At 66.7% G+C, this 25617-nt stretch carries 24 protein-coding genes and 3 tRNA genes; 5 read left to right on the forward strand and 22 right to left on the reverse strand.

The window, feature by feature from the left end:
- Positions 1 to 58: 58 nt before the first annotated feature.
- Together CJ010_RS13355 and CJ010_RS13360 are read right to left on the reverse strand one after the other, a co-directional pair.
- Positions 59 to 1369, reverse strand: a complete 1311-nt coding sequence (locus CJ010_RS13355; RefSeq protein ID WP_141018489.1) for a homoserine dehydrogenase — start codon at positions 1367 to 1369, stop codon at positions 59 to 61.
- A 39-nt stretch (positions 1370 to 1408) separates the two neighbouring features.
- A complete protein-coding gene (locus tag CJ010_RS13360; protein ID WP_141018490.1) occupies positions 1409 to 2752 on the reverse strand; it encodes a pyridoxal phosphate-dependent aminotransferase in 1344 nt (447 codons plus the stop codon).
- A 219-nt stretch (positions 2753 to 2971) separates the two neighbouring features.
- Here CJ010_RS13360 and CJ010_RS13365 point away from each other — a divergent pair, with 219 nt between their 5' ends.
- The gene (locus CJ010_RS13365; RefSeq protein ID WP_141018491.1) at positions 2972 to 3352 is read left to right on the forward strand and encodes an Mth938-like domain-containing protein; all 381 of its coding nucleotides are present in this window, start codon (positions 2972 to 2974) and stop codon (positions 3350 to 3352) included.
- Positions 3353 to 3360: 8 nt separating this feature from the next.
- Here the strand turns inward: CJ010_RS13365 and CJ010_RS13370 are convergent, their stop codons facing one another.
- The 14 genes from CJ010_RS13370 to gspG all read right to left on the reverse strand — a co-directional run bounded on the left by CJ010_RS13370 (position 3361) and on the right by gspG (position 16054).
- Positions 3361 to 4593, reverse strand: a complete 1233-nt coding sequence (locus CJ010_RS13370) for an MFS transporter (protein ID WP_141018492.1) — start codon at positions 4591 to 4593, stop codon at positions 3361 to 3363.
- 59 nt (positions 4594 to 4652) lie between these two features.
- Complete coding sequence (locus CJ010_RS13375; RefSeq protein WP_141018493.1) at positions 4653 to 6104, reverse strand: mannose-1-phosphate guanylyltransferase/mannose-6-phosphate isomerase; 1452 nt, start codon at positions 6102 to 6104, stop codon at positions 4653 to 4655.
- Positions 6105 to 6240: 136 nt separating this feature from the next.
- Positions 6241 to 7002 carry a LuxR C-terminal-related transcriptional regulator gene (locus CJ010_RS13380; protein WP_141018494.1) on the reverse strand — a complete coding sequence of 254 codons (762 nt, stop codon included), beginning with the start codon at positions 7000 to 7002 and terminating at the stop codon, positions 6241 to 6243.
- A complete protein-coding gene (locus CJ010_RS13385) occupies positions 6999 to 7487 on the reverse strand; it encodes a type II secretion system protein (protein WP_240794358.1) in 489 nt (162 codons plus the stop codon). The genes CJ010_RS13380 and CJ010_RS13385 overlap by 4 nt, the downstream gene beginning before the upstream one ends.
- A gap of 16 nt (positions 7488 to 7503) precedes the next feature.
- Positions 7504 to 7920 (reverse strand): type II secretion system protein, encoded by a 417-nt coding sequence (locus CJ010_RS13390; protein ID WP_141018496.1) that lies wholly within the window; start codon positions 7918 to 7920, stop codon positions 7504 to 7506.
- Positions 7921 to 7925: 5 nt separating this feature from the next.
- On the reverse strand, positions 7926 to 8402 hold the full coding sequence (locus CJ010_RS13395; protein WP_141018497.1) for a type II secretion system protein: 477 nt from the start codon (positions 8400 to 8402) through the stop codon (positions 7926 to 7928).
- Positions 8399 to 10411: a secretin N-terminal domain-containing protein gene (locus tag CJ010_RS13400; RefSeq protein ID WP_141018498.1), complete on the reverse strand. Its 2013-nt coding sequence runs from the start codon at positions 10409 to 10411 to the stop codon at positions 8399 to 8401. The genes CJ010_RS13395 and CJ010_RS13400 overlap by 4 nt, the downstream gene beginning before the upstream one ends.
- Complete coding sequence (locus CJ010_RS13405) at positions 10408 to 10911, reverse strand: hypothetical protein (protein ID WP_141018499.1); 504 nt, start codon at positions 10909 to 10911, stop codon at positions 10408 to 10410. The genes CJ010_RS13400 and CJ010_RS13405 overlap by 4 nt, the downstream gene beginning before the upstream one ends.
- Positions 10908 to 11489 (reverse strand): hypothetical protein, encoded by a 582-nt coding sequence (locus CJ010_RS13410; RefSeq protein ID WP_141018500.1) that lies wholly within the window; start codon positions 11487 to 11489, stop codon positions 10908 to 10910. The genes CJ010_RS13405 and CJ010_RS13410 overlap by 4 nt, the downstream gene beginning before the upstream one ends.
- A complete protein-coding gene (locus CJ010_RS13415) occupies positions 11486 to 12043 on the reverse strand; it encodes a PilN domain-containing protein (RefSeq protein ID WP_141018501.1) in 558 nt (185 codons plus the stop codon). Before CJ010_RS13415 ends, CJ010_RS13410 begins: the two co-directional genes overlap by 4 nt.
- Entirely contained in the window at positions 12040 to 12762 is a 723-nt protein-coding gene (locus CJ010_RS13420) for a hypothetical protein (protein ID WP_141018502.1), read from the reverse strand. Before CJ010_RS13420 ends, CJ010_RS13415 begins: the two co-directional genes overlap by 4 nt.
- Positions 12743 to 14419, reverse strand: a complete 1677-nt coding sequence (locus tag CJ010_RS13425; protein ID WP_141018503.1) for a GspE/PulE family protein — start codon at positions 14417 to 14419, stop codon at positions 12743 to 12745. The genes CJ010_RS13420 and CJ010_RS13425 overlap by 20 nt, the downstream gene beginning before the upstream one ends.
- Positions 14416 to 15612, reverse strand: a complete 1197-nt coding sequence (locus CJ010_RS13430) for a type II secretion system F family protein (protein ID WP_141018504.1) — start codon at positions 15610 to 15612, stop codon at positions 14416 to 14418. The genes CJ010_RS13425 and CJ010_RS13430 overlap by 4 nt, the downstream gene beginning before the upstream one ends.
- Positions 15613 to 15616: 4 nt before the next feature.
- Positions 15617 to 16054: a type II secretion system major pseudopilin GspG gene (gene gspG, locus CJ010_RS13435; protein WP_141018505.1), complete on the reverse strand. Its 438-nt coding sequence runs from the start codon at positions 16052 to 16054 to the stop codon at positions 15617 to 15619.
- A gap of 197 nt (positions 16055 to 16251) precedes the next feature.
- On the opposite strand from gspG, the gene CJ010_RS13440 reads away from it, so the two are divergent.
- Both CJ010_RS13440 and CJ010_RS13445 read left to right on the forward strand, forming a co-directional pair.
- Positions 16252 to 16893 (forward strand): lytic transglycosylase domain-containing protein, encoded by a 642-nt coding sequence (locus tag CJ010_RS13440; RefSeq protein ID WP_141018506.1) that lies wholly within the window; start codon positions 16252 to 16254, stop codon positions 16891 to 16893.
- A gap of 119 nt (positions 16894 to 17012) precedes the next feature.
- The gene (locus CJ010_RS13445; RefSeq protein ID WP_141018507.1) at positions 17013 to 18530 is read left to right on the forward strand and encodes an alkaline phosphatase PhoX; all 1518 of its coding nucleotides are present in this window, start codon (positions 17013 to 17015) and stop codon (positions 18528 to 18530) included.
- Positions 18531 to 18673: 143 nt separating this feature from the next.
- Here CJ010_RS13445 and CJ010_RS13450 read toward each other — a convergent pair whose 3' ends face one another.
- Both CJ010_RS13450 and CJ010_RS13455 read right to left on the reverse strand, forming a co-directional pair.
- Positions 18674 to 20167, reverse strand: a complete 1494-nt coding sequence (locus tag CJ010_RS13450) for a CoA-acylating methylmalonate-semialdehyde dehydrogenase (protein WP_141018508.1) — start codon at positions 20165 to 20167, stop codon at positions 18674 to 18676.
- A gap of 27 nt (positions 20168 to 20194) precedes the next feature.
- Positions 20195 to 21502, reverse strand: coding sequence for an aspartate aminotransferase family protein (locus tag CJ010_RS13455; RefSeq protein WP_141018509.1), 1308 nt, complete (start codon positions 21500 to 21502; stop codon positions 20195 to 20197).
- 454 nt (positions 21503 to 21956) lie between these two features.
- On the opposite strand from CJ010_RS13455, the gene CJ010_RS13460 reads away from it, so the two are divergent.
- Entirely contained in the window at positions 21957 to 22397 is a 441-nt protein-coding gene (locus CJ010_RS13460; RefSeq protein ID WP_141018510.1) for an Hsp20/alpha crystallin family protein, read from the forward strand.
- An 81-nt stretch (positions 22398 to 22478) separates the two neighbouring features.
- Here the strand turns inward: CJ010_RS13460 and ftsH are convergent, their stop codons facing one another.
- The 4 genes from ftsH to CJ010_RS13480 all read right to left on the reverse strand — a co-directional run bounded on the left by ftsH (position 22479) and on the right by CJ010_RS13480 (position 24939).
- The gene (gene ftsH / locus CJ010_RS13465; protein ID WP_205754783.1) at positions 22479 to 24377 is read right to left on the reverse strand and encodes an ATP-dependent zinc metalloprotease FtsH; all 1899 of its coding nucleotides are present in this window, start codon (positions 24375 to 24377) and stop codon (positions 22479 to 22481) included.
- A gap of 257 nt (positions 24378 to 24634) precedes the next feature.
- Positions 24635 to 24710: transfer RNA gene (locus CJ010_RS13470), tRNA-His, on the reverse strand.
- 51 nt (positions 24711 to 24761) lie between these two features.
- Positions 24762 to 24838 (reverse strand) — tRNA-Arg (locus tag CJ010_RS13475).
- A 24-nt stretch (positions 24839 to 24862) separates the two neighbouring features.
- Positions 24863 to 24939 (reverse strand) — tRNA-Pro (locus CJ010_RS13480).
- A 177-nt stretch (positions 24940 to 25116) separates the two neighbouring features.
- Between CJ010_RS13480 and dksA the strand changes: the two genes are divergently transcribed.
- On the forward strand, positions 25117 to 25542 hold the full coding sequence (dksA, locus tag CJ010_RS13485; protein WP_141018512.1) for an RNA polymerase-binding protein DksA: 426 nt from the start codon (positions 25117 to 25119) through the stop codon (positions 25540 to 25542).
- Positions 25543 to 25617: the final 75 nt, after the last annotated feature.

The raw sequence follows: 25617 nt of genomic DNA on the forward strand, positions 1-25617 counted from the left end.
GCATGACGCGTGAACGAAAAATCGGCGCCGCAGCGCCGATCTCCACGAAAACGCCCGTTCAGAGGTTTTCGAGGCGCAGTTTGGTGACCTTGCCCTGCACCACCGCCAGGGATTCGATTTTGGCGATCGCCGCATTGGCGTTCTTCTCCACCGTCTGATGGGTCAGCATGATGATGTCGGTCTGCGCTTCGCCTTCCCCCGGTTCCTTCTGGATCATGGCGTCGATCGAAATGTCGCTGTCGGCCAGGATGCGGGTGATGTCGGCGAGCACGCCCGGCTTGTCGTCAACACGCATGCGCAGATAGTAGGAGGTGACCACCTCCTCGATCGGCAGCACGGCAACGTCCTGCACCTGGTCCGGCTGGAAGGCCAGGTGAGGCACGCGGTGTTCCGGATCCGCAGTATGCAGGCGGGTGACGTCGACCAGGTCGGCAATCACAGCCGAAGCGGTCGGTTCGGCACCGGCGCCCTTGCCGTAATACAGCGTCGCTCCGACGGCATCGCCCTGCACCAGCACCGCGTTCATCGCGCCTTCGACGTTCGCAATCAGGCGCTTTTCCGGGATCAGGGTCGGATGCACGCGCAGCTCGACACCTTCGTCGCGGCGACGGGCGATGCCCAGCAGCTTGATGCGATAGCCGAGCTGCTCGGCATAGCGGATATCGGACGCGTCGAGCTTGGTGATGCCCTCGACGTAGGCCTTGTCGAACTGCATCGGGATGCCGAAGGCGATCGCGCTCATGATCGTTGCCTTGTGGGCGGCGTCGATGCCTTCGATGTCGAAGGTCGGGTCGGCTTCGGCGTAGCCGAGCGCCTGCGCTTCCTTCAGCACGTCGGCGAAGGGCAGGCCCTTGTCGCGCATCTCCGACAGGATGAAGTTGGTTGTGCCGTTGATGATGCCGGCCAGCCACTGGATGCGGTTGGCCGACAGCCCTTCTCGCAGCGCCTTGATGATGGGGATGCCGCCGGCCACCGCGGCCTCGAAGGCCACCATCACGCCACGCGCCTGCGCTGCCGCGAAGATCTCGTTGCCGTGAACTGCGAGCAGGGCCTTGTTGGCAGTGACCACATGCTTGCCGTTTTCGATCGCCTTCAGCACCAGCTCGCGCGCCACGCCGTAGCCGCCGATCAGCTCGACGACGATGTCGACTTCCGGATCGGTCACTACGGCGAAGGCGTCGTCGACCAGCTTGACGTCGCAACCGGCGGTCACGCTGCGGGCAAGTTCGAGGTTCTTGTCGGCCACCGTGGTAATGCGGATCGGGCGCCCGGCGCGGCGGGTGATTTCCTCTTCATTGCGTTTGAGGACGGTGAAGGTACCGCCGCCGACGGTTCCGATGCCCAGCAGGCCAACGTTGATCGGTTTCATTCAGTGCTTCCGTGTGTGTCGTTGATGGGTGGATGCGATTCAGGCCAGGTCTTGCGTGCCGTGGCGCTTGCGATAGCTTTCGAGGAAACGGGCGACGCGGCCGATGGCATCGCGCAGGTCGTCCTCATGTGGCAGGAAAACCAGGCGGAAGTGGTCGGGATGCGGCCAGTTGAAGCCGGTGCCCTGCACCAGCAGCACCCGCTCGGCCTCCAGCAGTTCGGCGATGAAGGCCTGGTCGTCCTCGATCGGGTAGATCTTTGGATCCAGCCGCGGGAACATGTACAGCGCCGCCTTGGGCTTGACGCAGCTGACACCGGGAATCGCGGTGATCAGCTCGTGGGCGAGATCGCGCTGACGGCGCAGGCGCCCGCCGGGGCCGACCAGATCGTCGATGCTCTGGTAGCCGCCGAGCGCGGTCTGGATGGCGTACTGGCCCGGCACGTTGGCGCACAGGCGCATCGAGGCCAGCATGTTCAGCCCCTCGATGTAGTCCTGCGCATTGCGCTTGTCGCCACACACCACCATCCAGCCGGCACGGTAGCCGCAGGACCGGTAATTCTTCGACAGCCCGTTGAAGACGATGGTGAGCACGTCTTCCGACAGCGAGGCGAGCGAGGTGTGCTCGACACCTTCATACAGCACCTTGTCGTAGACCTCGTCCGCGTACAGGATCAGGCCGTGTTCGCGGGCGATCTCGACGATGCCCTTCAGCACCGAATCCGGATAGAGCGCACCGGTCGGATTGTTCGGGTTGATAATGACCAGCGCGCGGGTGTTGGGCGTGATGCGGGCACGGATATCGGCCAGATCCGGCATCCAGTCCTTGGCCTCGTCGCAGATGTAATGCACCGGCGTGCCGCCGGAAAGGCTCACCGCTGCTGTCCACAGCGGGTAGTCCGGCGCCGGCACCAGCACCTCGTCGCCTGGGTTGAGGAGCGCGTTCATCGCCATCACGATCAGCTCTGACACGCCGTTGCCGATGTAGATGTCCTCGATGCCCACTCCCTTGATGTGCTTCTGCTGGGTGTAGTGCATCACCGCCTTGCGCGCCGCGAAGATCCCCTTCGAATCCGAGTAGCCTGCCGAATTCGGCAGGTTTCGGATCATGTCCATCTGGATCTCTTCGGGCGCGTCGAAGCCGAAGGAGGCGAGGTTGCCGATGTTCAGCTTGATGATCTTGTGGCCCTCGTCCTCCATCTGCTTGGCGCGGGTCAGCACCGGGCCGCGGATGTCGTAGCAGACATCGGCAAGCTTGGCCGACTTCCGGACGGGACGGCTGGCAGGGGCTGCGGCATCGGGTCGCGCGGCGGCGGCGCCGGCCTCAACCACGACCACAGGTTCCGTGGGGGCTGTTGCCAGATTCAGAGTCTTCGCCGCGTTCATGTCCTTCATCCTGTATGGTTTGTTGGGGGCCGGTCGATTTGCGGCACGGATTGCCGCGCATGAAACAACCCCGGGATGCCCGCCCGCGATCCACACCGCGGGCTTTCTGCCGCTTTCGCCCGCGACCTGCATCGCAGGCGAAAGACTGCTATCTTAGCCCTGCAACCGCAGGCCGGCAATTTGCCCGGTCAAGCCGCCTTTCCCTGACAGAATTCCGCCATGAAGCTCAACCTGGACCAGAACGCAAGCATCAACATCGTCACCGGCTACGGCAACGATCATTTGATGATCAATAAGGTGCGTCACGACGGCAACCTGCTGCTCACCGCCGATCGCATCGTGACCGGATGGGCGCCGGGCGGTTTTGCCGGCCTGACCGAACAGGACTTCGCGGCAGCGCGCGAACTGGGTGTCGAAATCGTGCTGATCGGCACCGGCAGCCGCCAGCGCTTCCCCAAGCCAGCCCTGCTCCTCCCGCTGATGGACGCCCGCATCGGCTTCGAGATCATGGATCTCGCCGCTGCCTGCCGCACCTACAACATCCTCGTCGGAGAAGGCCGTTCTGTTGCCGCCGCGCTGATCTTCGATACTGCCAGCTGATCGCACCCTCAACTGGCAGATGCACCCCGCCTGACGCGAAATGCCGGCAGCAACGGCAGGTAACTCAGCGCCTGCAGGGTGATCAGTCCGCCGAAGGCGGCGCTCAGCGCACTTGCCATATCCAGGCCTCCAGCCCGCAGTTCGTCGAGCGCCAGCCCCAGGCCCCACTGCACCAGGAAGGCGCCGGCGAACGCCATCAGGTTGATCGCCGTGCTCACCCGGGCGAACAGCGGCCGGGGAAAGTTCGATGCAGCCGCCAGGTAGGACTGCGAATTCACCGCGGACAGCATCCCCAGCAGGAACCAGAGCACGGACAGCGGCGCCAGGTCGAACAGGACCGCAAGCTCCACCGACAGCATGCCGGCAAAACCCGCCCGCAGCAGATGAAGCGGACGCACGCCCCGGCGCGCCAGGTGCGTGCCGAGCACGCCGATCGATAGCTGTCCCGCCAGCATGCCGATATTGAGCACCACCAGTTCCCGTGCCGCATGTGCGAGATCGAGGCCGTTGGCGTGCATCAGCCACGGCACCGCCCACAGGCTTTGCATCGCCATGAAGCCGCCGACGAAGCAGGCCGACGAAGCCGCAAAGCGCCAAAAGGCCCTGGAGCAGAAGATCGTGGCGACCGACGCGAGCGCCTGCCTCAGTGTGTCGCGCGAAGCGTGGGCTGCCTCGTCGGGCAGCGACATCAGGATCAGGACCGCGATCAGCAGTGCCACCGCCGCAACGATCCAGAACACCCCACGCCAGCCGAGCAGCGGCAACATCGCCTCAACCGGCGTACTCGCCGTCAGGGCGCCAAGCGCACCGGCCGCCATGATGAAGCCCGTCATCGAACTCTGGCGTTCGGCCGGGTACCACATCGCAAAGCCCTTGAGCGCGCCCATCAGGCAAGCGGACACGCCGAGCCCGATCAAGGCCCGCGCTCCGGCCAGCGCGCCAAAGTCCTCGCCGAGCGCGAACAGTGCAGCACCCGCGGCGGTGATCAACAGCAAGCCTGCCTCGACCCGCCGCGGCCCATAGCGGTCCAGCGCAATACCGACTGGAATCTGTGCCAGGCCGAAGGCCAGGAAATAGGTGCTGGTGAGCAGGCCCAGCTCACCGCCCGTGAGCTTGAGTTCGCCGGTCAGCGCCGGCGAAATGACGGCATTGACCGTGCGCAGCAGGTAGGAGAGGTAGTAGCCGAGGGCGAAGGGCAGGAAGATCCGCCCCCAGGCCGCGGGGGTTCCGATTGGGCTCATGCGGAATCGCGCGTGTTGCAAACGCGCGATTCTGCCCTATCCCGGATCGATACGCGCGCTCAGCCGGCGGTGCGACCGTAGGTATCCTCGAAGCGAACGATGTCGTCCTCGCCCAGGTAGCTGCCCGACTGAACCTCGATGATTTCCAGCGGCACCTTGCCCGGATTCGACAGCCGATGCGTGTGACCGAGCGGAATATAGGTCGACTCGTTCTCCGCCAGCAGGAAGACCTTGTCGCCGGTCGTCACCTCCGCCGTTCCACGTACCACGATCCAGTGCTCCGCGCGGTGGTAGTGCATCTGCAGGCTGAGCTTGGCGCCGGGATTGACGACGATGCGCTTCACCTGGAAGCGGTCGCCGGCATCGATCGAGTCGTACCAGCCCCACGGCCGATAGACCTTGCGATGGGTCTGCGTCAGATTTCGGCCTTCCGCCTTGAGGCGGGCCACCACCTTCTTGACGTCCTGGGTACGGCTCTTGTGCGCCACCATGACGGCATCGGCGGTTTCCACCACCACCATGTCGTCGCACCCGACCGCAGCCACCAAGCGCGTGTTGGCATGTACCAGGGTATTACGGCTGGACTCGAACAGCACTTCGCCGCGCGAACTGTTTCCTTCGTCGTCCTTCGGCGACACCTCCCACAGCGCATCCCAGGCGCCGACGTCGGACCAGCCCGCGGCGAGAGGTACCACCACGCCCTGCCCCAGCTCGGGCGATGCCTGCAGCTTTTCCATGACGGCGTAGTCGATCGAGTCGGACGGGCAGCCTTCGAACTCGGCCCTGGAAACGCGCAGGAAATCCGAGTCGGCCTTGCGCTCGGCGAAGGCTGCAGCACATGCCGCCGCCATTGCGGGATTGCAACGCTCGATCGCCTTCAGCCACACCGAGCCCTTCATCATGAAAATGCCGCTGTTCCAGAAGTACTCGCCGCTGGCGACATAGCGCCGGGCGGTGTCCTCATCCGGTTTTTCGACGAACTCGGCGAGCACCCGCGAGCTGGCAGAGCCGTTCACCGCCGGACCGACCCGGATGTAGCCATAGCCGGTCTCCGGCCGCTCGGGGACGATGCCGAAGGTCACCAGCGCACCGGCCTCCGCCAGCTGCGCCCCCTCGGCGATTGCGTGCTGAAAGGCATCGACCTTGGTGATCACATGGTCCGCCGGCATCACCAGCAGCACCGGATCGGCGCCCTCGGCGGTTGCCGCAAGCGCTGCAAGCGTCAGCGCCGGCGCGGTGTTGCGGCCAACTGGCTCGAGCACGATGCCGGCACTCGGCACGCCGATCTGGCGCAGCTGCTCGGCGATGATGAAGCGGTATTCCTCGTTGGTCACAACCAAAGGCACCGCGTCCACCTCGCAGTCGCTGAAGTTCTTAAGCCGTATCGCGGTCTCCTGCAGCAGCGAAAACTCGCCGGTAAGCGGCAGCAATTGCTTGGGATAAGCCTCGCGCGAAGCGGGCCACAACCGGGTACCGGAACCGCCAGACAGGATTACGCTCTTGATTGTCATAAGAAAAAACCTCGCTCGATCGGTTGACGGAGCACATGGGCTACGGAACGGCCTTGATGATATTGCATCGCAACAGCATCCGGGCGCCGCGAAACAACTGCGAACATCCGGGCCGGAACGCGCGTCACGCGCGAAATCAATCCCTTGGGGGGAGGCGTCCGGCGATCAAGCCGCTTGCGACACCGCTTGCCACTGCCTGTGCGCGATTGTTGGCATTGAGCTTGCGCAGGATGCGCTGCACATGATTCTTTACCGTGAGCGGGCTGATGTCGAGGATGCCGCCGATCTGCTGGTTGGTCTTGCCGTCGCGCATGCAGCCCAGCACCTGGGCTTCGCGCGGCGACAGCAGCGCGCCCGTGGCAGCACTGGCGACGGTCTGCTCGCCCTCGCGCATACGCAGCAAGGCAAGATGCAGGTGCGGCATCAGCAACTCGACGAGATAACGCTCACGTGGTCCGGGCGGACGCGGCCAGCCGAGAAAAACGAAGAAGCTCGCCGTCATGCCCTTGGAGCCGCCGACACCGTGGCACAGCAGCCCGCCCTCCCCGAGGCCGGCCCTGGCGGGTGAAGGAGGAAATGCGGCCGCGGGCATGGTCAGCGGGGCCTGCCCCGCCCTCTGCCAGGCGGCCCGCAGCGGCGCAACAAGGGCACCGTTCGGATCAGCCAGGATGTCTTCGACCACTGCCGGGATCAGGCTTCGCGAGAAGACCTCGTTGGCCGTCCGCGGATCTTCCGGCGTGCTGCAAACGCAGACCAGGGTTTCGTGCGGCAGGAAGCTCTGCAGCGCGCCCTGCACCCACAGGTAGAACTGCGAGCGCCGGCTGACCCGGATCGATGCTTCCAGAGCAAGCTGCAACCGCTCCAGCTCCTCCCCCACCAGTGACATGACGTGGTTCATGGCGCAGCGCCCTCCGCCGCTGACGCATCCGCCTGCAGCACCGGCCGGAAGACCCACTCCGCATGACTGCGGGCCTGGGCCGCGGTCGGCGAGAGTTCCGGCGGCAGCTCGTGGATACGAATCGGTGCGGCCTCGGAACGGCTGTGCAGGCCGACGATGCCGCCGCCCGCACGGAGCAGCACCCAATCCACCGCTCCGGTGAACGGGTCGTGCCACACCCGTCGCAGGTGACGCACCGGCATCGGCTGGCGCCTGTCCTCGACGAGATCGTCCAGGCTCTGCGGCCACGCAGGACTGCCGACCGGCGATGCCGCCCGGTAGCGGCCGATGGCGCGGGCGATGTCGGCGCCGCGGTACAAGAGTTCGACTTCGCGCTCACGCGCCGCGGCCTGCTCCCAGACGACGCCGGTCTGGGCCGCGCCCAGGCCCAGGGTAGCAACCAGGAAGAGCACCAGCAGGTAGGTATAGCCATGCTGGTGTCGCACCGACGCCGCCAGGGGCCTACCAGTCCGCATAGGGGCTCCCGTCCATGCCGCTGCCTTCGGCACCGCTGCGCACATCGCGGATCCCGCCGCTGTCGGCGCTAGTCGTGGCCGCCTCGGTAACGACGATCCAGCTCGTGCTGCTTTCGGTAATCGGATCACGCGGGATGCTGCGCAGGTAACGCCGATCCGCCAGCTCGGCCAGCTCGTGCGGGAAGCGGCCGGTATCCGCCTTGTACTTGTCGAGCGCATCGCGCATGACCGCCAGCGTCTGGCGCAGGCTGGCCTCGCGGGCGCGCTCCAGATGGTCGAAATAGCGCGGCGCCGCAATCGCCAGCAGGGTGGCGACGATGGCCATCACCACCAGCAGCTCGATCAGCGTGAAGCCTCGACGCCAGCAGTGAAGCGAACGAGCCGCCAGCCTGGTCTGCCTCATTCCATTCACCACGCCCGGTAGGGCACACCGTCGAGTCCGGTGCCTTCGGCCAGGGAATAGACGTCGAACACGTCGGCACCTGCGGCCGGCGCGTCGGGGGAACTGGCGTAGCTGCGCTGGCCCCAGCTGGCCTCGGCGGGCGCACCGGCGTCGGGGAACAGCGGATCGCGCGGGAGCCGGCGCAGAAAGTAGATACGCGCGCCCTCCGGATCCTTGATGTCGCGCACGCCGTCGACCAGCACTGTCAGCTTTGGCGGATAGCCGCTGGCGTCGGCCGCGCGCGCGATGCGGCCTGCGTCGGCGGCGGTCTTGTATGCATCCAGCGCGCCGCGGATCTGGCGCAGCGCGCTGCGCAGTTCGCTCTCCTTGGCCCGGCGGGCACCGATCTCGAGCAGGGGCACGGCACCGGCCGCGAGGACGCCGATGATCGCCACCGTAACCACCAGCTCGATCAGCGTGAAGCCGCGGGACTGTCGCTTCACCGTTCGTCCCTGCCGTTATCCGGTTCGGCGGCCGGCGCCGCGGTTTCAGCCGGGGCCACCGGCACCGAGTTGCCGTCCGACGCCGCGTTGTCCGCAGGCTCTGCCGATACCGGCTCGGCAGGCGCCGGCGCCTGCCGCGACGCCCCACCCGGCACGGCTCCGCCCTGCAGGCCGAGGCTGTTCGGCGCGGTCGGACGCAAACGCAACTGGCGTGCGCCGACCGTCGCTTCGGTCCCGGCCGGCAAGTCGGCCCGGGTCATGGTCGGGGCCACCACATTACGCACGATGCGGGGCGTGATCAGCAGCACCACCTCGGTCTTCGTGTTGGTGTCGCGCTGCGCCGAAAACAGGCGGCCGACCACCGGGAGTTCACCCAGACCTGGCAGACGCCGTGCGCTGGAGCGCTCCTCGTCGTTGATCAGCCCGGCCAGTACCTGCGTTTCGCCATTCGCCAGGCGCAGCGTGGTCGCGGCGCTGCGGGTGCCGACCTGGTAGGCGAGCGAACTCGACGGTCCGGTGACCTCCTTCACGATGCTGCTGACTTCGAGCGCAACCTTGATGACAACGTCGTCTTCCAGGGTGACGTTGGGCTCGACATCGAGCTTGAGGCCGACATCCAGATAGTTCACCGAAGCAGACACGCCGACGTTGGCGGTGGCCGTGGTGGTAAACACCGGCAGCTTCTCGCCGATGTGGATCTTGGCCTTCTCGCGGTTCTTGACACGGATGCGCGGGTTGGCCAGCAGGCTGGTGTCGCCGTCCTCGTCGCGCAGGTTGAGCAGGGCCGCGGGGTTGGACACATAGGGCACCAGCGAGCCGCGGTTGCGCAGATTGACCATGCCCGACGCCAGCTCACCACCCAGCGTGGTGCTGGTGGCGAACCCCGCCGCGGTCGACACCGTGCTGGTCACGTCGGGCGTGAGGAGGCCGTATCCGACCTGGGTGGGAAAGTCGATGCCAAGATCGAGCAGCTTGTTGCGGCTTACCTCCAGCACCTCGACTTCCAGCATGACCTCCGGCTCGGCGATGTCGAGCGAGGCGAGCACCCGCTCGGCGAGGCGCACCGCCTCCGGCGTGTCCTTGATCGCCACCATGTTGAGCTTTTCGTCGATGAAGACGTCCTTGGTCTTCACCAGCTGGCGCACCATGGCCATCGCCTGCTTGGCATCGGCGTTGGCCAGGTAGAAGCTGCGGGTGACGAGGTCGACATACTCTTTCTGCTTGGCCGGCGTTGCCGGATAGACCAGCACCGAGTTGGCGTTGAGCATCTTTCGGTCCAGCGCCTGGGTGGCCCCCACCAGGCTCAACACCTCGTCGATGCTGCTGTTGCGCACGAAGAGCGTGACCTTGGATTCCGCCCGCACGTCGCGGTCGAACACGAAGTTCATGCCGCTCGCGCGCGACAAGGCCTCGAACACCACCCGCAGCGGCGCCTCGCGAAACTCCAGCGTCACCGGCCGTGCCAGCGGCCCGGCAGGCGCCGCCGTTGGAGACGGCGTGGCGATCTCGGCGCGCTCGTCGATTTCGCGCAGCACCTGCCGTGCCCCCGCATTGCCCGGCTGTTCGGCCAGCACCGCCCGGGCGATGCGCTCGGCGCCGGCAAGATCGGATTTGGCCAGGGCCGAGCGGGCTTCGTCGATTCGCGCCGCGCGACGCCGATCCGCGGTCACCTCGTCGGCACCGATGCGTGCCCGTGGATGATCCGGCTCGATCTGCAGGGCCTCGGCGTAGAGCCGCTCGGCCTCGTCGCTGCGCCCAGCCGTGCGCGCCCGCTCAGCGGCGATCAGACGTTCGGTCGTGAGGAGCTCGCGCTGGCGCACATAGTAGGCGCGCAACTCGTGGTTGCGCGGATCACGCGCGACCTCCTCCTTAAGCGACATCAACGCGGTAAACCGGTCGCCGCCGGCAAAGGCCTCGCGGCTGCGTTCCAGCGCGGGATTGGTGACACAGGCGGACAGCACGACGAACAGACAAGGCAACAACAGGCGGGTCTTACGAAGTGGGATCATGAGCTGGCGGTGGGCAATGTCTGGCGCTGCAGCAGCGGCAGGTAGGTGAATTCGATGGCGGTGTCGCCAATGCGCTCGACGCGGTAGCGGCCGTCGATCTGCTCGCCGCTTTGAACGACATGCAGGCGATTGCCCTCCATCAGCAACACGCTGCGCGTACCTTCGTCGTCGATCACGCCGACGAAGCGGAAAGGCAGCTGCGGCGCCTGCGGGCGCGGCGCGGCCACGGGTGCTGGCGGGGGTGGGCGGAAGCTCAGCGGGGCGGCGAACTCGGCACCTTCCGCCGCCAGCGGTCTACGCTCGGGCACGGTGAAGTCGATGGCCGGCAGTCCGCCGCGAGCGCCGGTCGCCGGGCGCGAGGCCACGACTGCCCTGCCCGCTTCGCGCTTTTCCTTGGCGGGACGCTCACCGGCCTCGCCCTCCTCCTGCGCCGCCAGCCACCCGCTTGCCGCCAGGGTCAGCACCAGCGCGGCAATCAATCCGCTCTGGCGCGCCTTCATCGGCCGGCTCCGACGAAGAGCACCAGGCGCAGCTCGGCCTCGATGCTGGCCGACTCGCTGCCGGCCCGTTTCACCGAGATCGCCTCGAGCCCAAGCTCGGGCATGGCCACCAGCACCGCGCTGAGCCAACCGTGTATGCGGGCGAAATCGCCCTGCACCGGCAGATCCAGGGTGATGCGCTGCAAGGGCGTAGCCGGCTCCGCCGCCGCGCGGTAATCCACCCGGCGGATCGCAATGCCATGGGTGTCGGCCTGGGCGTAAAGCTCGGCCAGCCGTTCGGGCAACGTCGACTCGCCCGGAAAGCGCCGGGCATAGTAGGCGGCCAGCAGTCGCTTTTCGCCCTGCGGCGCCGATTCGACCATCTCCGCCGCGCGCAGCAGGCGGGCGCGCTGGGCCGCCAGCGCCTCGCGACCTTGTTCCAGCCCGTGTCCGGCAAGCTGGCCGCCTATCAGTGCGGTGCCGATCATGGCCAGGCCGACGAATCCCACCCAGCCTATTTCGCGCCGCATTCGGCGCGACAAGCGATGCTGCCAGGACGACGAAGCCAGGTCGCCCCACCAAGCGGCAATGCTCTTCATCCCGCCCTCCGCGCCGGCATCGCCAGGCTGAAGCGCACCAAGTCCACACCGTCGGCCATCACCTCTTCATGGCTTACCAGCACCGTGCTGCTCAGGGCCGGCTCGGCACGCATGCGCGCCAGCACCGCGAGCACGGCGTCGAGCGAACGGGCCTGACCGGTCAGCCGCAGACCGCCGCGGGCGCCGTCGCCCTGTGCTTCCATGCCGACCTCAACCCACGCGACGTCGTCGTTGCGCACCCGCGCCAGCGCCGCGAAGACGCCACTCCAATCGGCATCCAGCCGGCTCGATATCCGCAGCAGGGCATCGCGCTCCTGAGCATCCAACGGCTCATCGGGTGCCGCCGGGCCGGTGGGACGGTGCGCCTCGCGCAATGCGGCGACGAGGCGCGCTCGCTCATCCAGCGCTGCACGCGCATCCAGATAGTCGGCAACCTCCAGCCCGATACAGAACAGGCCGGCAGCCAGCAAAGCCCAGCCAGCCACACCGGGGCCACGTCGCACCGGAACAAAATCGAGCGCCACCGGCAGCGGGAGTCTGCTTCGATCGCTCATGTCCCGGCTCCGAGCGTCACAGTGCGCCAGCCGGCGGGCAGGAAGGCCGGCTCGATACCCACGGTATGGATCAGCCCTTCGTCTGCATCTGCTCCCAGGCCGGGCAACCACGCGGCCAAGGTCTGGCTCAGCGTCAGACCGGGTGTTGTGCCTACGGTCAGGCTGCGCACTCGCTGCCATCTCCCGCCGCGCCACAGCCCGAGCGTGAGCCGTCCGTCGCGGCACAGCGCGAGCGCGCCGGCGCCTGCACCCAGCCGTGGCAGAAGCTGGTTGTATGTCTGGGCGAAGTGCCCGCCGAAAGCACCGATGCGCATCCGCCCGGCCCTGGCGAAACTCACCACCGCGTCGACCAGTTCCCGCGGTGCGGCGCAGGCCAGCGTGGTGCTGCCGGCGGCGTCGCGGTCCAGCGCGGTCGCCCAGGCGCTCGTTTCGATGCCATGCACCGCGAAGAAGCGGTCGCTCACCCATGTCGCCCGTTCGGCGCGGCCGCGCAGGCCGGCCGGCCAGTCGATGACGAGATAGCGCAGCCAATGGTCGGCGATGTCGACCTCGAGCCTGGGACGCAGCAGGCGGCGGGTAACGGATGGCACGGCCAGGGTCGCCAGCGCGGCGGCCGGGTCCTTGCCGGCTGCAACGCGGGTAATGCCGTCGCCCTGGCGCAGCTGCCAGCCCGTGCTGTCGAGCGCGAGTTGCAGGTATTCAGCCGAGAAGCGTGACACGATTCAGTTCCTGCAGGCTGGTGTCGCCGCTGGCGACCATGTCGATGACCACTTCGCGCAGGCTGCGAAAGCCGCGGCGGCGTGCCGCATCCTTGAGCGAGCGGATGGGCGCGCGGCTCAGGATGAGTTCGCGGATTTCGTCGTCGAGCAGCAGCACCTCGGCCACCGCCCGCCGGCCGCGGTAACCCGACCCGCGGCAGTGCCCGCAACCATGGCCGGCGCGGAAGCGGAAGACCACGCTGTCCGGCAGTTCGGATGCGGCGATCGCCGCGGCGTCCGGCGCCACGTCGTCCGCGCAGTGCGGACAGTTGATCCTCACCAGACGCTGGGCGACCACGCCGTTGAGCGCGGCGACCAGGTTGTAGGGATCGATGCCCATGTGCATGAAGCGGCCGATGACGTCGAACACGTTGTTGGCATGCACGGTGGTGAACACCAGATGGCCGGTGAGCGCCGCCTGCACCGCGATCTCGGCGGTTTCGCCGTCGCGGATCTCGCCGACCATGATCTTGTCGGGATCGTGGCGCAGGATGGAGCGCAGCCCGCGGGCGAAGGTGAGTCCCTTCTTCTCGTTCACCGGGATCTGCAGGACGCCGGGCAGCTGGTACTCCACCGGGTCCTCGATGGTGATGATCTTGTCCAGGCCGTGGTTGGTTTCGCCCAGCGTCGCGTACAGCGTGGTGGTCTTGCCGCTGCCGGTGGGACCGGTGACCAGCAGCATGCCGTAGGGCTCGCCCGCCAGCCGCCGCAGTACCGCGCGGGTGTCGGCAGCGAAGCCGAGCGACTCCAGCGTGAGCCCGCTCATCTCCTCGGTCAGGTGCTCCTTGTCGAGCACCCGCAGCACCGCGTCCTCACCGTGGATGCTGGGCATGATGGAGACGCGGAAGTCGATCTCGCGCCCCGCTGTCTGCGCCTTGAAGCGCCCGTCCTGCGGCACCCGGCGCTCGGCGATGTCGAGCTCGGCCATCACCTTGATACGCGAGATGGCCTGTTCGGCCAGCTCGGCACCGCTGGCGCCGCCGACCCGGCTCAGCACGCCATCCACCCGGTACTTGATGACGAGGCCGCCGGGCACCGCCTCGAGATGGATGTCGCTCGCGCCCTGCTTGAGCGCGTCGTAGAGCGTGGAGTTCACCAGCTTCACCACCGGGCTCGCATCCGCGCTGATACGGCGCAGCGACAGGTCTTCTACCGTCTCGCCGGCGTGAGCCTCGTCATCGCCAAGCTGCAGGCCGGCGGCACGGCGCACCTCGTCTTCGTGGCGGGCGAGGTAGCCGGCGATGTCGTCGCGGTCGCCGAGCGCCAGCTCGAAACCCTCGGCCAGGCGCGCACCGAGACCATCGAGCAGATCGGCATCGAAGGGGTCGGCGAGCACGAGCAGCAGCCGGCCCGCTTCGTCCCGCAGCGCCACACATTCGCGTTGCAGCGCGGTCTCGAAACCGATGGTATCGAAGTCGGGCGGAAGGCCCATCAGGCGCGCATGACCGACGGCAGGCAAGCCACAGGTGGCCGACAGGCGGGCAAGCCGCTCCGCCGGATCGGCGACGACCTCGACGAGGCGGTCAAGCAGCCTCCCGCCCATGGCGCCGGCGCGTTCGAGTTCGGCGGCGGAGAATGGCAATGCCTGGGGCAGACGCATTTCTGCGGGCGCGTTCATCCTATGCTCTCCGCCAGCTGGAAGATGGGCAGGTACATCAACACGACGATCAGGCCGATGGCACAGCCGATGAAGAGCATCAGCAGGGGGCCGAACAGACGCGTCAGCCACTCCACCTGGCGCGCGGTGTCGTCCTCGTGGAATTCGGCCGCGCGGGTGAGCATCTCGCCCAGGTTGCCGGCGCGTTCGCCCACCTCCAGCATGCGCATCGCCACCGGGGTGGTCAGGCCGCCGGCCGCCAGCGTCGCGGCGAAGCCACGCCCTTCGCGGATGCGCGCGATGGCGCCGTCCAGGCTGGCGCGCAGGCCGTGCGTGAGCAGGCCGCCCACCATGCCGAGCGCGACCACCACCGGAATGCCACCCGACAGCAGCATGCCCAGCGTGCGATAGAAGCGCGCGAGCTGGAACACGCGCAGCCGCTCGCCGAGCAGCGGCAAGCGCCAGCTGAGCCGGCCGAGCGCGGCACGGAAGGCCGGGTGGCGGCTCACTGCGAAAGCGGCCAGGGCGGACAGCACCAACCCGATCGCACCGGCCGCCGCATGCGCCTCGATGAACTGGCCCCAGTCCAGCAGCAGGCGCGACATGAAGGGCAAGTCGTTGCCGACGTCCTGATAGATGTGCGAGAAGCGCGGCACCACGTAGCCGAGGAGGAAGAGCACCACCAATCCGCCGACGCCTAGCAGCAGCACCGGGTAGATCGCCGCGCTTACCAGCTTGCCGCGCAGCGCGCCGACCTGCTGCTGGTAGGCGATGTAGCGCTCGACGGCGAGGTCGAGGTCGCTGGTGCGCTCGGCCGCACGCATCATTGCCACATAAAGTTCGGGAAAGGCGGCCGGCTCCGCCTCGAGCGCCGCCGACAGATTGCGGCCCTCGCGCAAGGCGCGCAGCAGACCCTGCAACACGCCGCGCACGCCCGGCCGGCTCTCCTTTTCGGCCAGGGCGGCCACCGCCTCGGCCAGCGGAATGCCAGCCCGCAGCAGGGCCAACAATTCCTGATTGAACAGCAGCAGCGGAAAGCGCTGACCACGTGCCTGGAGCGCGGCGCGCACGCTGCCCGGTTCGGCGCTGCGCGCACTCAGCAGCCGCAGTCCGCGGCCTGTGGCGATGTTGCGCAGTTCCTGTTCCGAGCCGGCATCGATCTCGAGATCGACGACCACGTTGGCCTGCCCGACAGCCCTGATCCGGTAGCGCATCGGCTTACCAGTTGCCCACGTCGGCGGCTTCGCCTTCGCCGCCGGGCTGGCCGTCGGTGCCGAAGGAGAAGATGTCGAACTCGCCGTGTTCGCCCGGCTGGCGGTACTGGTAGGCCTGTCCCCAGGGATCGGCCGGCACCGCCTTGCGCAGATAGGGCCCCGCCCAGCGATTCACACCCGCGGGCGCTGCCATCAACGCCTGTAGCCCTTGTTCGGTGCTCGGGTAGCGGCCGATGTCGAGCCGGTACTGGTCGAGCGCCTTTTCGAAGGCGTCGATCTGGGCGCGGGCGGTCTTCACCTCGGACTTGCCGATCTGGGCGAAAAAGCGCGGCCCGACGTAACCCGCCAGCAAACCGATGATGACCATCACCACCAGCAACTCAAGCAGGGTGAAACCGAGGTTGCGGCGACGCTTGCAGGACTGTCTAAGGGCTGACTGCATGGGAGGGCCGGAGGCGCTGTACTGGAAAGCGCGCTAGGCTAGTCGGCCTATGTTTCAGCGCGGTGACGTCATATGACGATTAACCGCATCGTCATGATGCCGTCACGGTGCCGTCATCCCAGAGCCACCTTGACGTCACAACAGGAGCCTAGTCTCGCCCCTTCCCGCCCTCGCGCCTGACGGCCCTCTCCCTGCCCGTGCTCCGCCCGCTGTTATCCGCCGCGCTCTGCGCCCTGCCCTTCGCGGTCCAGGCCGCCAACCTCTATGGATTCGTCGACGAGTCGGGCGTCGCCCACTTCAGCGACGTCGCCGACGACCACCGCTACCAGCGCCTGCGCCTGCCCGGCTCCAACGCCGCCATTGCGCCGCGCCGGACACTGTCGGCGGCGCCGAAGGTGACCGCCGAACTGCGCAAGCGCATCGTCCGCATCGCCACGGAACACGGCATCGCGCCGACGCTTGCCCTGGCGCTGGTCGAGGTCGAAAGCGGCTTCCGCACCGAGGCGCGCTCGCCCAGGGGCGCTCTCGGCCTGATGCAGCTGATGCCCGCCACGGCGGCTCGCTACGGTGTGGCCGATCCGCTCGATGTCGACGCCAACCTGCGCGGCGGCATGCGCTACCTGTGCGACCTCTTCGCCCTCTTCGGCCGCGCCGAGCTGGCGCTGGCCGCCTACAACGCCGGCGAAGGCGCGGTCGCCCGCCACGGCAATGCCATTCCGCCCTATGCCGAAACGCAGGCCTATGTGCCTCGCATCCTCGCGCGCCATGCCGAGCTTTCCGGACAAGCCGGAATGATCCATTCGGACTATCGCGGCGCGCCGTCCACCTGCATCCGCTGAAACACCCCGCTCCTAGAGTGTGGCCCGCACCGGGCGGCCTACCGCCCCGGACGCATCTTCGTCGCACTCACGCCGTGCGCCAACGTGCAAACGGCGGTCCAACCTCACAGGAGCAGTAGATGAACGACCTCGGCTTCAACGCCTCGCGCCGCAACATGCTCAAGGGTTCCGCCGGCCTCGCCGCCGTGCCCTTCGTTTCCACTTTCGCGCTGATGGCTGCGCGCAACGCGCAGGCCGCCGATTGCACCCGTCTGGCTACCATGGCGGCCAGCCCGTTCGGCCCGGTCGCGCCGGTGGCCGATCTCACCACCGGCATGCCGCTGCTGCAATTGCCGGCCGGCTTTAGCTATCGCACCATCGGCTGGCAGGACGACCTCATGAGCGACGGCGTCACCTGTCCGGCGCGCTTCGACGGCATGGCTGTGGTCCAGCATCGCCGCGACGGTCGCAGCACCGAGCTGGTGCTGGTGCGCAACCATGAGGTCGGCAACTTCGCCCGCAAGACCGGTGCGGCTCCGACCTACGACAGCGCGCTCAACGCGGCCGGCCTGCACGCAGGTGGCGGCACCACCACCCTGGTGCTGCGCGACGGCGAGGTGGTCGATGTGCGTGCCAGCCTTGCCGGCACCATGACCAACTGTGCCGGCGGCGCAACGCCCTGGGGCACTTGGATGAGCTGCGAGGAAAACACCGAGGATCGTACCGCGGTCGGTGGCAAGAAGCATGGCTACGTCTTCGAAGTGGATCCGGATCCCGCCCGCACCACCGCCCAGCCGCTGGTGCAGATGGGCCGTTTCAAGCACGAAGCCGTCGCCATCGACCCGACCAACAACATCTGCTACCAGACCGAGGACGCCAGCCCGGTGTCCGCGCTGTACCGCTTTGTGCCGGACAATGGCGGCGGCTACACCGGCGCCTACGCCGACGGCGGCCGACTCTACGCGGCCCGCATCAAGCGCATCGAACGTTCGGCCGCGGCCACCCTGGTCGACGCCAACGCCACCGCCTTCGCCTCGCCCTGCGTCGGCGACGAATACCTGCTGGAATGGGTCGAACTGGCGAATCCGGACGCCGCACCGACGACTGCCAACGTCGTCGGCACCGTCCGCAACGTCTCCGGGCCCTTCGCCCAGGCCTGGAATGCCGGCTGTGCCCGCATGCTGCGCGGCGAAGGCATCTGGTATCACGGTGGCCGCATCTACATCGTCGACACCGCGGCGGGCGGCGACGGCGCGCTGTGGGAACTGAACCCGGCCTCCGGCCGCATCAAGTGCATCTACGTCAGCAATAACCAGCTCGCCGGCAACAACCTCGACAACATCACCATCAGCCCGCGCGGCGGCATCATCTGCTGCGAGGACGGTGGCAACAGCCCGGACCAGTTCGGCAACGGTTCGCGCCTGTTCGGCATCGACAACCAGGGCAGCCCGTTCATCCTGGCGAAGAACAACCTGAACTTCAGCGCCGAGCAGTACGCCGCTGCCGGCAAGACGCTCACCGCCGGCAACGGCAACCAGCTGGGTTCGGAGTTCTGCGGCGCCTGTTTCGATCCGCTGGGCCGCACCCTGTTCGTCAACATCCAGACGCCGGGCATCACCTTCGCGATCACCGGACCCTGGGCCACGGGCAACCTCTGAACCGGCTGCGGCCGGGGTGCAGCCCCGGCTGACGACGGCAGCAAAGCGAATCGGGCTGCGCCTTGCGGGGCAGCCCGATTTTTTTCACCCGCATCAGGTCATCACACCAGCCATCGGTCGGAGGACCGGCGGCGCCGTCCGCATCAGCCGTTGCTCGGAAACGCGAACTGCGCCTTCTCGATCCCCGCGGTCATCCAGCGTTGCGTGAGCGTCTTGCGGCGGGTGTAGAAGCGCACGGCATCGGGACCGTAGGCATAGAGATCGCCGAACAGCGAGCGCTTCCAGCCGCCGAAGCTCTGGCAGGCGACCGGCACCGGCAGCGGCACGTTCACGCCCACCATGCCGATCTGCACGGTATCGCTGAAAAGACGGGCCACCGCGCCGTCGCGGGTGAATACGCAGGTGCCGTTGCCGAACTCGTGGGCGTCGATCAGGGCCATCGCCGCCTCCAGCGTCGGCACCCGTACCACCACGAGCACCGGACCGAAGATCTCTTCCTTGTAGATGCGCATGCCCGGCTGCACCCGGTCGAACAGCGTGCCGCCGAGGAAGAAGCCCTCTTCATGGCCGGGCACCTTCAGGCCGCGGCCATCGACCACCAGCTGGGCGCCCTCTTCCGCGCCGAGGTCGATGTAGCTGCGCACCTTGTCGCGATGCGCGGAAGTCACGAGGGGCCCCATGTCCAGCCCGCATTCCTTGCCGTTGCCGATGCGCAACGCCTCGACCTTGGGCCTGAGCCGTGCGACCAGTGCGTCGCCCACGGCGTCCCCCACCGCCACCACCACGGAGATCGCCATGCAGCGCTCGCCGCAGGAACCATAGGCGGCGCCCATGAGCGCGTTGACCGCATTGTCGAGATCGGCGTCCGGCATCACCACCGCGTGGTTCTTGGCTCCGCCGAGCGCCTGCACGCGCTTGCCGTGGGTGGTGCCGGTGGCGTAGATGTACTCGGCGATCGGCGTCGAACCGACAAAACTCACCGCCTTGACGCGTGCATCGGTGAGCAGAGTATCGACTGCCTCCTTGTCGCCATTGACGACGTTGAACACGCCGTCGGGCAGACCAGCCTCGGTCAGCAGTTCGGCGAGGATCAGCGAAGCCGACGGATCCTTCTCCGACGGCTTGAGCACGAAGCAGTTGCCGCAGGCCAGTGCCATCGGAAACATCCACATCGGGACCATGGCCGGGAAGTTGAAGGGCGTAATGCCCGCCACCACGCCGAGCGGGGGAAACTCCGACCAGGAATCGATTTCCGGTCCGACATCGCGACTGTGTTCGCCCTTGAGGAATTCGGGCGCACCGCAGGCGTATTCGACCACCTCGATGCCGCGCGCGAGTTCGCCATGCGCATCTTCCCAGACCTTGCCGTGCTCCTCGACGATGGCGGCGACAATGCGGTCGGCGTGCCGTTCGAGCAGTTCCTTGTACTTGAAGAGGATGCGCGCGCGCTTGAGCGGCGGCGTTCTGCGCCACGCAGGAAAGGCTGCGTCGGCAGCAGCGATGGCCGATTCCATGGTCGCCTTGCTCGCCATCGCCACTTGGCGGACGGCACGCCCGACGGCCGGATTGAAGACCGCCTGCGGGCGGTTGTCGTCGGCCACGATGCGGCCTGCGATGTAGTGTCCGAGGATGTCCATGGCTCCTTCCCTGTCGTGTTCGTATGCTCAGGCAGTGCTGCGGATAGCCTGCCGCACCGTGTCGAAGATGCGCCCGATCTCGTCGGCGGTGGAATCGAGGAAGGGCGCGAACTGGAGGATATCGCCCCCATTGCGTATCACCACGCCGGCCTCGAAGCACTTGAGGAAGACTTCGAAGCCGCGCAGGCCGGGTGCGCCGCCCCGCGCAGCCAGTTCGACCCCGCCCATCAGGCCGAAGTTGCGGATGTCGATCACGTTCGGTTCGCCGCGCAGCGCGTGGATGGCCTCTTCGAACACTGGCTCCAGCGCGCGCGCCCGGGCAAAGCTGTCTTCCTCGCGATAGACCTGGAGCGTGGCGAGTCCGGCTGCGGCAGCCAGCGGATGGCCGGAGTAGGTGTAGCCATGGAAGAACTCGACCGCATGCGCCGGCCCCTGCATCAGCGCCTGGTAGATCTCCTCGCGCACGATCGCCGCGCCCATCGGCACCACGCCATTGGTCAGCCCCTTGGCCGTGGTGACGATGTCCGGCGTGACGCCGAAGCGTTCCGCAGCGAAGCTTGCGCCGACGCGGCCGAAGGCGGTGATCACTTCGTCGAAGATCAGCAGGATGCCGTGTCTGTCGCAGATGTCGCGCAGGCGTTGCAGGTAGCCTACCGGCGGCACCAGGATGCCGGTCGAGCCGGCCACCGGTTCCACGATCAGCGCCGCGATGTTGCCACCGTCGTGCAGCGTCGCGAGGCGTTCGAGGTCGTCGGCCAGTTCCAGGCCCCAGGCGGGTTGCCCGCGGCTGAACGCCATGTCGGTCAGACTGTGGGTGTGGCGGATGTGATCGACGCCCGGCACCGATGCGCCACCGAACGCCTTGCGATTGCTGCCGATGCCGCCGACCGACATGCCGCCGAAGTTCACGCCGTGGTAGCCGCGTTCGCGTCCGATCAGGCGGGTACGCTGGCTCTCGCCACGCGCGCGGTGATACGCCAGCGCAATTTTCAGCGCGGTCTCCACCGACTCGGACCCCGAGTTGGTGAAGAACACGCGATCCAGCCCGGCCGGCGCCAGCGCCGCCAATTCGTCGGCAAGGGCAATTGCCTTGTCGTTGGTCACCTGGAAGCTCATGCCGTAGTCCAGCGTCGCCACCTGTTCCTGCACGGCGGCAACGATGCGCGGATGGCAGTGGCCCAGGCCGGACGTCCACAACCCGGAGAAGCCGTCCAGCAGCCGGCGGTCGTCCGCGGTGGTGTAGTAATGGCCGCGCGCCGCCTTGACGATGCGCGGCGACTGCCAGAAGGCGCGATTCGCGGTAAACGGTAGCCAGTAGGCGTGGTCGTGGCTCATGGAGGTTCCGGGGTCAGGTGCGTCTCGCCGACACTTTTGCGCCGGGACCGCCTGCTGAAGATACCAAATAACGAAAGCCGGATTTCGGATTGGCGCGACAATCGCGCGGAAAACCCTCGCCCTGATCTCCGAGCGTGCCGAAGCCGATTGGCGGGTGTGGCGGATCTTCATCGCAATCGCCGAATCCAACCCATTGCGCGAGCAAGAGTCCGTCCGTGGCGCTTGTGGGTGCCCCTGCTTCGCGTGCGCTGTCCCGCAACGATTTGATCCGTGCGGCGACGTTCGCCCCTTGCGCCGCACCCCCTTGACCTTGGTCAAATCGCCTGTGTCTTCCCGTTGCAGCCATCCGATCCTTGTCTAGGATCAAACGGGCAAGGACTCCACAGACGGCGATAAGCCGGGGCCAGGTCGCCGGCGACATCCACCTAAGCCCCGAACGCAAAGGAGAGTCATCATGGCACTGATGAAATGGGATGCGTGGCGCGAAATGGAAGACATGTTCGACCGCTACATGAAGTCCTTTGGCGCACTGCGCCAGGGGACGCACGAACCGATCGCCTCGGGCGACTGGTTGCCGCGGGTGGACATCGCCGAAACCGAGGGTGAGTTCGTGGTGAAGGCTGAGATCCCCGAGGTGAAGAAGGAGGATGTGCATGTCACCGTCGAAAACGGCGTCATCACCCTCAAAGGCGAGCGCAAGCAGGAAAAGGAAGAGAAAGGCACGAAGTTCCACCGCGTCGAGCGTTACTACGGAAGCTTCTGCCGCAGCTTCAGCCTGCCCGATAACGTGGATGAAAGCCGGGTCAAGGCCGAGTTCAAGGACGGCGTGTTGACGGTGCAGCTGCCGAAATCGGCCGAGGCCAAACCGAAGGCGCTGGAAGTGAAGATCGACTGAATGCCGCGAGGCGGAGCCGCGCTGCCGGTCAAGCGAAGCTGCCCCGCCGTTAGGGGTGGCGCTGCCGCCCGTGCATCCGACTCAGGCTGCACGCGGGGGATCGATCCCTTGGGGCCTGGCGGGCGGCGCTGCGCTCGCGACCGGCGCCTGCAGCACCTGCTCCAGCCGCGCCCGGTCGAGATCCTCCTCCGCCTCGAGGGCGGCGACCAGGCGTTCCAGTGCGCCTCCGTGCTGGTTCAGCACCTCGCCGGCGCGGCGCTCGGCCTCGTTCAACAGGCTGCGCACGCCGTCATCCACGGCCTGGGCGGACGATTCCGAGAAGTGCCGCGGCTGTGCGATCTCGCGGCCAAGGAAGGGATGCTCTTCGCTGTCGCGCAGGTCGACCGGCCCCACCGCCTCCGACATTCCCCAGCGCGCCACCATGGCCCGCGCGAGCGCGGTTGCCTGTCGGATGTCGTCGTCCGCACCGGAACTGACCGTTTCGAGCATCAGGCGCTCCGCTGTCCGGCCGCCCAACATCACCGCCAGACGGTCGCGCAGGTAATCCTCCGGCAGGGTGTGGCGTTCGTACTCGGGAAGCTGCTGCGTGCCGCCGAGCGCCCGGCCGCGCGGAATGATGCTCACCTTGTAGAGCGGATCGGCGTGCGGCAGGAAGAAGGCCACGACCGCGTGTCCCGCTTCGTGTATCGCAAGCCGGTGGCGTTCGTCAGGCTGGATGGCCAGCGACCGCATACTGCCGAGGATGACCTTATCGCGCGCTTCGACGAAATGACGATGCGCAACCCTTTGCTGTGCTTCGCGCGCAGCCAGGATCGCCGCCTCGTTGACCAGGTTGCGCAGGTCGGCCCCCGAGAAACCGGGCGTCGTCGCGGCCATGTTCGCCAGATCGACATCGCTTGCCAACGGAACCTTGCGCGCATGCACTGCAAGGATGGCTTCGCGATCCTTCCTGTCAGGCAGATCGAGCACCACGTGCCGGTCGAAGCGGCCAGGGCGCAACAGTGCCGGATCAAGCACGTCGGGCCGGTTGGTTGCGGCCAGCACGATGACAGCTTCGTGAGGCTCGAAACCGTCCATCTCGGCCAGGATCTGGTTGAGCGTCTGTTCGCGCTCGTCGTGACCGCCGCCGAAACCTGTGCCACGGGTCCGTCCAACGGCATCGAGTTCATCGATGAACACAATCGCCGGCGCCTGCTTCTTGGCCGCCTCGAACAGATTGCGCACCCGCGATGCACCGACGCCAACGAAGACCTCGATGAACTCTGAACCCGAGATCGAGAAAAACGGCACCGCGGCCTCACCCGCCAGCGCCTTGGCCAGCAAAGTTTTGCCGGTTCCCGGCGGCCCCATCAGCAGCACGCCGCGCGGAACCTGCGCACCGAGCCGCTCGAATCTGGCGGGCTCACGCAGGTAGGCAACGAGTTCTTCGACATCGCGCTTGGCGTTGTCCTGACCGGCCACGTCGGCAAAGGTCGTCTGCGGCCGATCGGCAGTGCGGACCACGCTGCGCAGGAAACGCTGAAGATCAGTGCCGCCCCCCAGGCTTCCGCCCGCCATCCGGCTCGTCCGCCACACCGCCATCACCAGCAGCCCGAGCAGGATCAGCGAAGGCAGGCCGTAGGCAAGCTGCTCCCATCCCGGCGCCGCAACCACATTGATCTGCACGTTTGCCGCTTCGAGCGCCTTCAGCAGTTCATCGTCGCCCATCCTGGGCACTCGGGTCGAGAACCACGCCGAGTTTCGTCCATCCTTGCCGACTGCTTGAGCCTGCAAAAGCCGACCGACGACGCGGTCCTCCTGCAGGGTAACCTCCGCCACCTGCCCGGCCGCAATACGTTGCTTGAAATCGCTGTAGCTGATTTCCGCTGCGTCGGGGCCGCCGAGAAACAATCGTGCAAGGACGAAGAAAAGCAGCGCTGCCGCGAAATACGCCAGCACGCGCCACGAGGGTGAATCGGGCAGAGGGGACTTCTCGGGCACGGGCATCTCCGCATCCGGCAGGTGGACCGCTCGGTCTCCGCCTCGCACAAGACTGCGTTGCATCGACGATTGCTCACTGCTATTACTCTAGCCCTCTTGCGCGCCCTCATCCCGGCTTCGATCACTGCCCCTGACCGACAAGGCGCTCGCACGGCATCGCCGCCACTACGGCAAAAAAGCAAAAGGCCGATCTTACGCACTTGGTAAGATCGGCCTTTCAGCTGATTTGCAGGTTTTGATCTACCTGCCTAATTATTTGGGGCGACATACCGGTTTCGAACCGGTGACCTTTGGAGCCACAATCCAACGCTCTACCAACTGAGCTAATGCCGCCACTATCTGAACCCTGACTAGGTCAAGGTCCGGAAACCTGTTTTTGCTACCTGGCCTGCCCGGCAGGGATCGAACCTGCAACCCCCGGCTTAGAAGGCCGGTGCTCTATCCAATTGAGCTACGGGCAGATCCCGCGGGCATTCGGGGTGAGCTGGTCGGGGTGGAGGGATTCGAACCCCCGACATCTTGCTCCCAAAGCAAGCGCGCTACCGGACTGCGCTACACCCCGAGAGCCGCGCACTATACAGAGACAATTCTCAGCCGTCAAACAATCGATATAAATTTTCTTCGCGAACGGCCTCGGGCAATAACGCCGACGCTTTCCGTGCGGTCCGCGGCTTGATGCACATTGCGGATTCTGCTATTACTTTTGGCATTGAATTCAATGCCTACGGAAGCTTCGGACATGTCCGACGATACGCCCCGCAAATCCTTCCCCCCCTATGTACTGGCGCCGGGAGAGGACTACATGAGCGAACGCCAGACCGCCCATTTCCGGGCTGTGCTGGACTCCCTCAAACTCGAACTCATGGGGGATATCGAGCAAACCGTGCATCAGTTGCAGGACGAAGCGCCTGCGCCTGCCGACCCTAATGATCGCGCCAGTCTGGAGAGCGATCTTGCCCTGGAGCTTCGCAATCGCGACCGCGAGGGGCGCTTGATCAAGAAGGTCGATGAAGCGCTGGGTCGGATCGATGCCGGGGAGTATGGCTACTGTGACAGTTGCGGCGTCGAAATCGGTCTGAAGCGGCTGGAAGCCAGACCGACAGCGACGCTGTGCATCGATTGCAAGACCCTGGAAGAAATGCGCGAACGACAACTGGCCAAGTAGGCCAGCAGCCTCCCCTGTTCGTACAAGCGATCAGTCAGCCGAAGTAGAAAAAAGGGACGCCTTGGCGTCCCTTTT

Source organism: Azoarcus sp. DD4 (assembly GCF_006496635.1).
In the GTDB taxonomy this organism is placed as follows: Bacteria; Pseudomonadota; Gammaproteobacteria; order Burkholderiales; family Rhodocyclaceae; genus Azoarcus.